Below are 436 nucleotides of genomic sequence, written 5' to 3' on the forward strand. Positions count from 1 at the left end.
GGTCCGCTCCGCGCGGCTTCAGATTCGACAGCACCGAGGCGGATGTCGCGATGGCAGCAGTGATCGGGCATGACCGGCTGAATCTGGTTGGGCTGCACTGCGACATCGGCACCGGTGATGACGACTTCATCAGCTATCCGGCCGCTATCGGTCAGATGATCGCCGAAATGACCCAGGTCCGGCACGACCACGGTGTTCTGCTCACTCGCCTCGGGCTGGGCTGCGGGCGAATCGTCCCACCCGCGACGTGGACGGCCGAATGGCGACGGATCGCCGCTGAGATCGATGAGTCGCTCGACGATGCCTGCGGGACGCTGAGATTCCCGAGACCGTTGGTGGTTCTGTCCGCCCCCGTCGCGGTCGGTGGACGGAACGCCGCGTGACCACCAGTTACGTCGAGCGCCCCAGGGGGTTGCTGGACGAGGCGGTTGTACTG

1 pseudogene is annotated in these 436 nt (G+C 65.8%); it reads left to right on the forward strand.

The window, feature by feature from the left end:
- A pseudogene (locus RM812_RS42450) lies at nucleotides 1-383 on the forward strand (hypothetical protein); the annotation flags it as partial.
- Between the last annotated feature and the right edge of the window lie 53 nt (nucleotides 384-436).

This window comes from Streptomyces lancefieldiae (assembly GCF_031845825.1).
GTDB lineage: Bacteria > Actinomycetota > Actinomycetes > Streptomycetales > Streptomycetaceae > Streptomyces > Streptomyces lancefieldiae.